The following is an 8,108-nucleotide window of genomic DNA, read 5'->3' on the forward strand; positions in this document are numbered from 1 at the left end:
AACCAGCGGCCGCTTCGTGGAACTGGCCGGTGGTTCGGATTTGATCGGTGCCGACATGGATCGATTGAAGCTCTCGCTGAGGGGGGCGCTGCTCGCGGCGCCATTCGTGCTCTGGGGCGGCAGCGCGCTTGGCCGTGACGACGGCCGCTACGCGGACTCGCCGCTCAAGCCTTGGTTCGACAGCCTGCGCAGCCATCTCGGGCCATGCTGCTCGGATGCCGATGGCTTTGCCGTCGCCGATCCCGACTGGGATTCGCACAACGGTCATTACCGCGTGCGCCTCGACGGGGAGTGGGTCGAAGTGCCTGATGAAGCCGTCATCACCGAGCCCAACCGCGCCGGCCGCACCATGGTGTGGCCGGTGAAGACCGCGTTCGGGGTTTCGATCCGCTGCTTCATGCCGGGCAGCATGATCTGAGATCAGTCGGCGTCAACGCTTGCCGGTTTTGCGCTTCGACGATTTCCTGGCTGTCTTCCTGGCCGTCCTCTTCTTGGACGCCTTCTTCTTCGTCGCCTTCTTCGCAGTCTTCTTGGGGACCTTCTTGCCCTTCTTGCGCGCCTTCGACAGTCCGATCGCGATCGCCTGTTTGCGACTCTTCACGCGTCCGCCGCGGCCTTTGCGACCGCTCTTCGCCGTGCCCTTCTTGTAACGCCGCATCTCGCTTTCGACATCGCTGCCGGAGCTGCGTGAGTAGCGGCGCTTCTTTGCCTTGCGTGCCATGCATGTTCTCCCTTGGCCGGGGAGAACCATTCGACGCGGGCATCGTTCCGAAAGCGCGCACCCGACATTCCGGGCGCATGCTGCGGCCTAGAAGGAATTCGCCAGCTCGATCTCCGCTTCCAGCACCTGGATGCGCCGTGCAGCCTCGGTGAAGGACAGATCGCGCGCATATTGTGCGGGCTGATAGGCCTCTTCACTCAGCCGTTTCAGCTTCAGCCCCTGCGCCCGGGTCATCTGCTCGGCGAGAAAGACCCTGGCATTGAATTGGCCTTGAACCTGCATTTGACATCTCCATCCCGAAATCCTGGCTTGACTATATGTTCTTATTTTGTTCTAACAAGCCATGGACAACAGAATTAATGAAATTCGGCGTAAAATCAGTACCTTGAGGCTGGAAATGGCCGAGGTCGAGGCGGCCGTGCGTGCTTGCATCAACGGCGATCGCGATTGCACCCGTCAAGCGATGGCGCAGATGGATCTGCGCCGGAAGCTCAATCTGCTCATCGGCGAATGGAAGACGGCCGGTGGCGGCGACGTCCTGCCTGACGTTCGCCATCGCGCCCGCCTTCGTCTTGTGAAGCCCGTCGGCACGTCCGGGCGCGGGATCTCGCGGCGCTGAAGCTTCGAGGGAGATGGCGTCGTGGAGGAAGACCCGGACGCTTACCGGATCCTGAGGTTACGCGCCGAGATTCTCGAACTCGGCTCTGCCATCCGGCAATTGCAGCGCGCGGGTCTCGATGATGCCGCGGCCCAGCTTCTGATCGGACGCAAGCGGGCGCAGCTCGAGCAACTCGTGAAGACGGACTCTGCAAGCCGCGGGCTCAGCCTCGGAACGCGCCGACCGCAATGAGTTGACGCCGGCGCCCATCAATGCCGCGCGAGCCGAACGATCACGCAACAAAAAAGGCCCCTGCGTTGCCGCGGGGCCTTTGATGTCAGGTGGCGTGAGCTCACTTGGTGTTGCTCATGCCCTTGCTGGACTGGTTGGTCATGGTGCCGCCCTGGTCTGAACCGGGGCCCGAGCCGCCCTGGCCGGAGGGATCTGCGCCCTTGGACGATTTGGTGTTGGCGCCCGTGGTCTGCGACGACGACATCGAAGAACCATGTTTCGCCTTGTGCGACTTGGCCTGCGCGGCGAGCGGCGCGGCGGCGAGACCGGCGGCCACCATTGCGGTGAGAACGAGCTTGGTCGTTGTCATGCGGGGAACTCCCTGAGTTAAATTGACGCAGGCAGCCAACCGCGATTTGCCGCGGGAGTTCCGAACAAGGCGCGTGTTCGCGCCTCACACCCTTATCAAGATTGCTTGTCCTCGACGAGGATGAACACCACGCCGGTGAGTGTCGCGCCGATCGCGAATGTCGTGACCAGCGTGAGCGCGAAGACGGCCGCGGCCTGGCTTCCGCCGTGACCGAGCAGGCTGGCGACCGCGGGGTTGCACAGGATCAGTGCGAGACTAAAGGCGAGGCCAAGGGCTGCGCCCATCATGGCGTGCGTCACCAGCTTGATGAGCCCGCCCGCTGAGAGCAGGTCCGTCGACTTTTTCGCGGGCATGGGAACTGCCTCCCGATTTGGCATGCAACGCGGGCGAGATTCCCTGGTTCCAATTGAATGAAGGAATTGTCATCTCCGGCTTCATCGGACGTTCATGCCGGGCTTGCGAGGATGGTCACGTTAAAACGGGAACACTTGCTATGGGTAAGGTTGTCTTTCTTTACCGTTCGCTGGCCTACCGCAACGCGGCCGCCGACATTCTGCGCAAGGCGCGCAAGCTGCCGCGCGGCGCGGAGCGAAGCGCGGCTCGCCGCTACGCCAGGGCACTGCGCGATCTCGCCTGCACGGAGGCTTGGCTCGAAGGCCGGGTCGCACGCGAACCGCGGACGGCGCAACGGATGATGGCGTCCGGCTAAGCTTTTTGCCTTCCGGTCCCGCCGGAAGGCACACCTCGCTTCGCCTCGTGCTGCGCTGTCTCGACGCGACCGTTCGCTCGTAAACGTCTAACCCGACGCGCGCTGCAATTCCGCGGAGCTGGCATCCTCGAATTTGCCGGATGCGTTCGTCGCCGCCGTCTTGCGCACCAACGGCACTTCCAGACGGCACAACAGGCCTTCGGCCCGCCAATCGAACTGCGCCTGTCCGCCAAGCTGGGACTCGACGCTGGCAAGCAGGCTCCGCGTGCCGAAGCCGCGGGACTTCGGGGTCATGACGAGCGGACCTCCGGATTCTTCCCAGTTCAACGTCAGCAATTGATCCTCGACCTGCCAGCCGATCGCGAGCCGTCCCGACCGGGTCGAGAGCGCGCCGTACTTGGCCGAGTTGGTGAACAGCTCGTGCAGCGCGAGCGCCAAGGTCTGGGCCGTGGCCGGCAGCAGCTGGACCTCGGGCCCCGCCAACATGATCTGGCCGCCGAGCGAGTAGGGTGCAAGCTCCTCGTCGATCAGCCTGGAGAGCTCGGCGCCCTGCCAGCTCGACAGCGACAGGATGGTGTGCACGCGCGCGAGCGCATTGATGCGGCCCTCGACGGCGTTGACATAGGCCTTGACCTCGTCGGCACGGGTGAGGCGCACGATTGACTGCGCCAGCGCCAGGGCATTCTTGGCACGATGGTCGACTTCCCGCGCCAGCAGATTCTGCCGTTCCTCGGCGCGCTTGCGTTCGGTGATGTCCACGGTGACGCCGCTCACGCGCACGACGCGACTGTTATCGTCCACCGTCGCCGCCGCCGTGCCGACGCACCAGCGCACCTCTCCGTCGGGCCGAATGATGCGGAATTCGGTCTCGTAGGCCCGCGTGCCCTTGTTGAACTCGGCAATCGCCTTGCGCAACTGATCGACGTCATCGGGATGCAGCAGCGCCTGAACGTTGGGCGGGTTGACCTCGAAGCTCTCGGGGCTGACGCCAAAGATGCGATACTGCCCCTCGTCCCACATCCAGTCGCCGCTGATCCAGTCCCAGTCCCAGGAGCCCATCTTGCCGGCGGCGATCGCCATGCTGCGCCGTTGCTCGCTCTCGCGCAGCTTCGCGGTGGAGTTTTCCAGTTCCGCCGTGCGCGCGCGGACGCGATCCTCGAGCTCCTGGTTCAGCCGCTCGAGCTCGCGGGTCTTGCGGTAGAGTTCGGAGAACACCTTGATCTTGGCACGCAGCACCTCCGGCACGACCGGAACCGGCACGTAGTCGACCGCGCCCATCTCGTAGCCGCGCAACCGGTCGATGTCGCTGACCTGAATGGCGGAGATGAAGATCATCGCAGTCTTCTGGAAGCGCGGATGCTCGCGGATCATCGCGGCGAGCTCGAAGCCGTCGAGCTCGGGCATGCAGACGTCGACCAGGATCACCGCGATCTCGGTCTTGAGCAGCACCTCCAGCGCCTCGCGCCCCGACGAGGCGATCACGAGGTTCTCGTCGAGATCCTTCAATATCACCTCGTAGGCGAGCAGCTTGGCCGGCTGGTCGTCGACGAGGAGGATGTTGACCTTTTCGTGGTCCATTCGCGGATCCAAACTCAGCGGTGCAGCCACATGCGGATCGCAAGCAGCAATTGATCGGTGTTGACGGGTTTGGCGAGATAGTCGGACGCGCCGGCCTCCAGGCACTTTTCGCGGTCGCCCTTCATCGCCTTGGCGGTCAGTGCGATGATCGGCAGGCGGGCGAAGGCCGGATTTTCGCGAATGACGCCGATGGTCTGATAGCCATCCATCTGCGGCATCATGATGTCCATCAGCACGATGGCGATCTCCGGGTTGGATTCGACCAGGGTCACGGCCTCGCTGCCGGTCGTCGCCGTCAGCACCTTCATGCCGCGCCGTTCCAGCACGCTCGACAGCGCGAAAATGTTGCGGGCGTCGTCGTCGACGAGCAGCGCGGTCTTGCCGATCAGATCCTCGTCGGAACTGTTCAGCTTCTCCAGCATGCGCTGCTTCTCGAGCGGAAGTTCCGTGATGACGCGGTGCAGGAACAGCGCGGTCTCGTCGAGCAGCCGTTCCGGCGATTCCACACCCTTCACGACGATGCTGCGGGCCATGGTGTGGAGTTCCGCGTCCTCCTCCGCCGAAAGCTCGCGGCCGGTGAAGACGACGACCGGAACGTTCGACAGCGCCTCGTCGTTGCGAATCTGGTCCAGCACCTCGAAACCGCTCATGTCGGGCAGGCGGAGGTCGAGCACCACGCAGTCGCAGGGCGCCTCGCGCAGTGTCTCAAGCGCACCGGCGCCGGTGTCGGTCGTGACGATCTCGATGTCGTCGTGATGCAGCAGTTCGCGGATCGAGAGCTGCTCGGCCTCGTTGTCCTCGACGATCAGGAGCCGCTTGCGCCGCGGCCTTGCATATTCCTTGATCTGGGTCAGCGCAGCCGAAACGCCTTCGGTCGTCGTCGGCTTGTTGACGAAGGAGAACGCGCCGCGCGCCAGCGCGTGCTGGCGGTCCTCGTCGAGCGTGATGATCTGCACCGGGATGTGGCGGGTCAGCGGATTGTGCTTGAGCTGGCTCAGCACCGTCCAGCCGAGCATGTCGGGCAGGAATACGTCGAGCGAGACGGCGCGCGGCTGGTATTGCTTGGCGAGCTCCAGCGCCTCGGCGCCGCGGGCGGCAACCAGCACCTTGAAGCCCTTGTCACGGGCGAGATCGACCAGAATGCGTGCATAATGCGGATCGTCCTCGACGATCAGGAGGATGCTGTCGCCTGGGTCGAGGTTGAGCCGGTCGTCGGGAAGCTGCTCGATGACGCGCTGCTGCTCGGGCGCGGCGGGCTGCAGCGCCGGCGGCTGCCCGTGGAGCTGCGGTGCCGGCGCAGCCCGCGGTGCGAGCGTCGGGCCGGAATATTTCAGCGGCAGATAGAGCGTGAAGGACGATCCCTTGCCCGGCGCGCTGCGCAGATGGATCTCGCCGCCGAGCAGGCTCGCCAGCTCGCGGCTGATCGCAAGTCCAAGGCCGGTGCCGCCATATTTGCGGCTGGTGCCGGCGTCCGCCTGCTGGAACGCCTCGAAGATCAGCTTCTGTTTCTCCAGGGGGATGCCGATGCCGGTGTCGGACACTTCGAATGCGATCACGGCAGGCGCGGAGTTCAGCACCGGGTGATCCGTTCCCCAGCCGCCGACTGCGCCCGTGACCTTGAGGCGCACCTCGCCTTCGGCGGTGAACTTGAAGGCGTTGGAGAGCAGGTTCTTCAGGACCTGCTGTAGCCGCTTGGAGTCGGTGACGATGCTGCGTGGCAGGTTCGGATCGATGTCGATCTTGAACGACAGGTCGCGGTTGTCCGCCTCGTGCCGGAACGGCCGCCCCACGGTCTCGAGCAGATTCGCGGTCAGGATCTCCTCGGCGTCGACCGTCACCGTGCCGGACTCGATCTTGGACAGATCCAGAATGTCGCTGATGAGGTTGAGCAGATCCGTGCCGGCGCCGTGGATGGTGCGGGCGAACTCGACCTGCTTGGCGGAGAGGTTGCCGTCCGGATTGTCGGTGAGCTGCTGTCCCAGGATCAGGATCGAGTTCAGCGGCGTGCGCAGCTCGTGGCTCATATTGGCGAGGAATTCGGACTTGTACTTCGAGGTCAGCGCCAGCTCCGTCGCCTTTTCCTCGAGCGCACGGCGGGCCTGCTCGATCTCCTGGTTCTTGCGCTCGACCTCGACGTTGCGCTCGGCGAGCTGCTGCGCCTTCTGCTCGAGCTGGTCGTTGGTCTGCTGCAATTCGCGCTGCTGGGTCTGAAGCTCGCCGGCGAGCTGCTGGGACTGCTTGAGCAGGCCTTCGGTCTGCATCGTCGCTTCGATCGAATTGAGCACGATGCCGATGGAGTCGGTGAGCTGCTCCAGGAACGTCATCTGCGAGGTGGTGAAGGAGACCAGCGAGGCGAGCTCGATCACGGCCTTGACCTGGCCCTCGAACAGCACCGGCAGCACCACGAGGTTCTTCGGTGCGACGCGGAACAGCGCCGAGTTGATCGGCACCACGTCGGATGGAATGTCGGAGATCACGCGCGGCCGCTTGTCGAGCGCGCACTGGCCGATCAGGCCGTCGCCGAACTGCAGCACGCGCTGATAGGGGTAGATGCCGTCGCTGGCGTAGGAGGCCAGCAGCAGAAGCTGCGGATTGTCCTCGCTGTCGATCTGGTAGATCACGCCGGTATGGGCGTTCACCAGCGGCGACAGCTCGGTGAGCAGCAGCCGGCCGACGGTGGTGAGGTCGCGCTGACCCTGGAGCATGTTGGTGAATTTGGCAAGGTTGGTCTTCAGCCAGTCCTGCTCGGTGTTCACGTCCGTCGTCAGACGGAGGTTCGTGATCATCGTGTTGATGTTGTCTTTGAGCTCGGCGAGCTCGCCGCGGGCATCGACCTGGATCGACGGGGTGAGGTCGCCCTTGGTCACGGCGGTCGCGACTTCCGCGATCGCGCGCACCTGCGAGGTGAGGTTGGCCGCGAGCAGGTTGACGTTGCCGGTGAGGTCCTTCCACGTGCCGGCCGCGCCGGGCACGTCGGCCTGACCGCCCAGCCGTCCTTCGACGCCGACCTCGCGCGCCACCGACGACACCTGGTCGGCGAAGGTCGCGAGCGTCTCGGTCATGTTGTTGATGGTGTCGGCGAGCGCCGCGACCTCGCCCTTCGATTTCACCGTGAGGTTCTGCTTGAGGTCGCCGTTGGCGACCGCCGTCACCACCTTGACGATACCGCGAACCTGCTCGGTGAGGTTCGCCGCCATGACGTTGACGGTGTCGGTGAGGTCCTTCCAGGTGCCGGCCACACCGGGCACCTGGGCCTGGCCGCCGAGTTCGCCCTCGGTGCCGACTTCGCGCGCCACGCGCGTCACTTCGCCGGCGAAGGCGTTGAGCTGGTCCACCATGGTGTTGATGGTGTTCTTGAGCTCGAGGATCTCGCCCTTCACGTCGACGGTGATCTTGCGCGACAGGTCGCCGCGCGCCACGGCGGTGGTGACTTCGGCGATGTTGCGGACCTGGGTGGTGAGGTTCGCGGCGAGCAGGTTGACGTTGTCGGTGAGATCCTTCCAGGTGCCACCGACGCCGGGCACGACGGCCTGACCGCCGAGGCGGCCTTCGGTGCCGACCTCGCGCGCCACGCGCGTCACTTCGGCGGCGAAGGAGCGGAGCTGCTCCACCATGGTGTTGAGGGTGTCCTTCAGCAGAAGGATCTCGCCACGCACGTCCACCGTGATCTTCTTGGAGAGGTCGCCGCCGGCGATGGCGGTTGCGACCTCGGCGATGTTGCGGACCTGGGCCGTCAGGTTCGAGGCCATGAAGTTGACGTTGTCGGTGAGGTCCTTCCAGGTGCCGGCAACGCCGGACACTTCGGCCTGGCCGCCGAGCTTGCCTTCGGTGCCGACCTCGCGCGCGACGCGCGTCACTTCGCCGGCGAAGGCGTTGAGCTGGTCCACCATGGTGTTGATGG

The 8,108-nt window shown here is 64.8% G+C and carries 10 protein-coding genes; 4 read left to right on the forward strand and 6 right to left on the reverse strand.

Going from position 1 to position 8,108, the window contains the following annotated elements; translation table 11 throughout:
* Nucleotides 1-55 precede the first annotated feature (55 nt).
* Complete coding sequence (locus Q0743_RS27645) at nucleotides 56-418, forward strand: hypothetical protein (protein ID WP_298244645.1); 363 nt, start codon at nucleotides 56-58, stop codon at nucleotides 416-418.
* A gap of 12 nt (nucleotides 419-430) precedes the next feature.
* On the opposite strand, the gene Q0743_RS27650 is transcribed toward Q0743_RS27645, so the two are convergent.
* Both Q0743_RS27650 and Q0743_RS27655 read right to left on the reverse strand, forming a co-directional pair.
* Entirely contained in the window at nucleotides 431-721 is a 291-nt protein-coding gene (locus Q0743_RS27650; protein ID WP_298244635.1) for a DUF6496 domain-containing protein, read from the reverse strand.
* A gap of 87 nt (nucleotides 722-808) precedes the next feature.
* Entirely contained in the window at nucleotides 809-1,003 is a 195-nt protein-coding gene (locus tag Q0743_RS27655) for a DUF3072 domain-containing protein (RefSeq protein ID WP_100177048.1), read from the reverse strand.
* Between the two features lie 115 nt (nucleotides 1,004-1,118).
* Here Q0743_RS27655 and Q0743_RS27660 point away from each other — a divergent pair, with 115 nt between their 5' ends.
* Nucleotides 1,119-1,340 carry a hypothetical protein gene (locus tag Q0743_RS27660; protein ID WP_298244636.1) on the forward strand — a complete coding sequence of 74 codons (222 nt, stop codon included), beginning with the start codon at nucleotides 1,119-1,121 and terminating at the stop codon, nucleotides 1,338-1,340.
* Between the two features lie 21 nt (nucleotides 1,341-1,361).
* On the forward strand, nucleotides 1,362-1,571 hold the full coding sequence (locus Q0743_RS27665) for a hypothetical protein (RefSeq protein WP_298244637.1): 210 nt from the start codon (nucleotides 1,362-1,364) through the stop codon (nucleotides 1,569-1,571).
* A gap of 100 nt (nucleotides 1,572-1,671) precedes the next feature.
* Here the strand turns inward: Q0743_RS27665 and Q0743_RS27670 are convergent, their stop codons facing one another.
* Nucleotides 1,672-1,920, reverse strand: coding sequence for a hypothetical protein (locus tag Q0743_RS27670; protein WP_298244638.1), 249 nt, complete (start codon nucleotides 1,918-1,920; stop codon nucleotides 1,672-1,674).
* 95 nt (nucleotides 1,921-2,015) lie between these two features.
* Complete coding sequence (locus tag Q0743_RS27675; protein WP_298244639.1) at nucleotides 2,016-2,273, reverse strand: hypothetical protein; 258 nt, start codon at nucleotides 2,271-2,273, stop codon at nucleotides 2,016-2,018.
* A gap of 140 nt (nucleotides 2,274-2,413) precedes the next feature.
* Here Q0743_RS27675 and Q0743_RS27680 point away from each other — a divergent pair, with 140 nt between their 5' ends.
* A complete protein-coding gene (locus Q0743_RS27680; protein ID WP_298244640.1) occupies nucleotides 2,414-2,629 on the forward strand; it encodes a hypothetical protein in 216 nt (71 codons plus the stop codon).
* Nucleotides 2,630-2,716: 87 nt separating this feature from the next.
* On the opposite strand, the gene Q0743_RS27685 is transcribed toward Q0743_RS27680, so the two are convergent.
* Nucleotides 2,717-4,207: an HWE histidine kinase domain-containing protein gene (locus Q0743_RS27685; RefSeq protein WP_298244641.1), complete on the reverse strand. Its 1,491-nt coding sequence runs from the start codon at nucleotides 4,205-4,207 to the stop codon at nucleotides 2,717-2,719.
* Nucleotides 4,208-4,221: 14 nt separating this feature from the next.
* A partial coding sequence (locus tag Q0743_RS27690) for a response regulator (protein WP_298244642.1) occupies nucleotides 4,222-8,108 on the reverse strand: 3,887 nt, incomplete at its 5' end.

Source organism: uncultured Bradyrhizobium sp. (assembly GCF_936943645.1).
Classification (GTDB): Bacteria; Pseudomonadota; Alphaproteobacteria; order Rhizobiales; family Xanthobacteraceae; genus Bradyrhizobium.

What these genes read in the sequence shown, in the direction of transcription:
- Q0743_RS27650 (WP_298244635.1), bottom strand. Translation starts at nt 721, where the DNA reads ATGGCACGCAAGGCAAAGAAGCGCCGCTACTCACGCAGCTCCGGCAGC.
- Q0743_RS27685 (WP_298244641.1), bottom strand. Translation starts at nt 4,207, where the DNA reads ATGGACCACGAAAAGGTCAACATCCTCCTCGTCGACGACCAGCCGGCC.
- Q0743_RS27655 (WP_100177048.1), bottom strand. Translation starts at nt 1,003, where the DNA reads ATGCAGGTTCAAGGCCAATTCAATGCCAGGGTCTTTCTCGCCGAGCAG.
- Q0743_RS27680 (WP_298244640.1), top strand. Translation starts at nt 2,414, where the DNA reads ATGGGTAAGGTTGTCTTTCTTTACCGTTCGCTGGCCTACCGCAACGCG.
- Q0743_RS27645 (WP_298244645.1), top strand. Translation starts at nt 56, where the DNA reads ATGGATCGATTGAAGCTCTCGCTGAGGGGGGCGCTGCTCGCGGCGCCA.
- Q0743_RS27675 (WP_298244639.1), bottom strand. Translation starts at nt 2,273, where the DNA reads ATGCCCGCGAAAAAGTCGACGGACCTGCTCTCAGCGGGCGGGCTCATC.
- Q0743_RS27670 (WP_298244638.1), bottom strand. Translation starts at nt 1,920, where the DNA reads ATGACAACGACCAAGCTCGTTCTCACCGCAATGGTGGCCGCCGGTCTC.
- Q0743_RS27660 (WP_298244636.1), top strand. Translation starts at nt 1,119, where the DNA reads ATGGCCGAGGTCGAGGCGGCCGTGCGTGCTTGCATCAACGGCGATCGC.